Genomic DNA, 985 nt, shown 5'->3' with positions numbered 1-985 from the left:
ATTAGCCCTTTCTGTGAGACATCTTCCTTTAACTGGCTTGGCGCGGCAGTTTCAGAAATTGCACATTCGACATCTGCTGAAGGATGCGAATCACCTGGCAGCTATAGCCAAATTCATTGTCATACCACCCCTGCCTTCTGCCCAGCTCACCGTTCAGGCGCTCGAACATCTCACCACCCCATTGGCATTATAGAAAACCACTATTTTTCCAATGGAACAGAGGATTGAATAACATCATAGCTTACTCAACAATATACTTATGCCGCCTATAGCCACCGCAAAAATGCCACATAACATCCAACTGGCGTAGAGCCATACCAATAGGCGTTTTAGCCTCACTGGCGCCTGATCAATCAAATGTTCTTTTCCTCTCAAATCAAAGCGCCCTATAACATGCCTACCTTTGAACAGTATGGTCAGCCCATAAAATGTCATACGATGAAGGGAAAAGGGCAACCCCTTGAGGTAAAGCTGTTCTGGAGAGTCCCATTCCCCAAAATAACGATCCGCTTCATCGATCTTGAAAAGTGCCACCACACTGGCGATCAATGCTAACGCCAAGCCCAGCAGCCCAGCAAAGGCTGCACTGAAAGCTAGTATTATATTAATTGTTGCCATCGTGCTCGCCACCATAAATAGTCTGGTGGATAAACGATCCCAGTTCTCCACCACCCAGCTCTCCTGCCTTGGCGCCCCCATAGGCACCCGCGCCTGCGGCTACTACTCCACATATCAATTTACCGCCGGGATTAAGGCTAACCGCCAGACATACACCACGGTTAACAATAGCGGCACTGCCTGCTACCCCACCAAAAGTACGCCCCGTGAGCCTGCCATACTCGACATAGCGGATACGTCGGCACTCTTCCTCGCGCCCTGTGGCGCACGCCTCGGCGATAGTGTCACGGGTCGCGTAGGTATCCAGCCCAACCCCTACAGCGCTGCCGATACTGGTGAGTTTGGCGGCCAGCCCCACGCGCGTTAT

General features: G+C 51.4%; 3 protein-coding genes. 1 reads left to right on the top strand and 2 read right to left on the bottom strand.

The annotated features are described in order from the left end of the window. The coding region (locus tag HP566_RS02040; RefSeq protein WP_249975595.1) for a hypothetical protein at window positions 1-193 on the top strand (193 nt) is incomplete at its 5' end. Window positions 194-234: 41 nt separating this feature from the next. Here the strand turns inward: HP566_RS02040 and HP566_RS02035 are convergent. Beyond that, the gene (locus HP566_RS02035; RefSeq protein WP_249975594.1) at window positions 235-669 is read right to left on the bottom strand and encodes a hypothetical protein; all 435 of its coding nucleotides are present in this window, start codon (window positions 667-669) and stop codon (window positions 235-237) included. After that, a partial coding sequence (locus tag HP566_RS02030; protein WP_249975593.1) for a hypothetical protein occupies window positions 605-985 on the bottom strand: 381 nt, incomplete at its 5' end. The genes HP566_RS02035 and HP566_RS02030, both read right to left, overlap by 65 nt.

The sequence above is a fragment of the Vreelandella olivaria genome (genome assembly GCF_023507745.1).
Taxonomy (GTDB): Bacteria; Pseudomonadota; Gammaproteobacteria; order Pseudomonadales; family Halomonadaceae; genus Vreelandella; species Vreelandella olivaria_A.
This window is presented reverse-complemented; position numbering and strand designations above follow the sequence as displayed.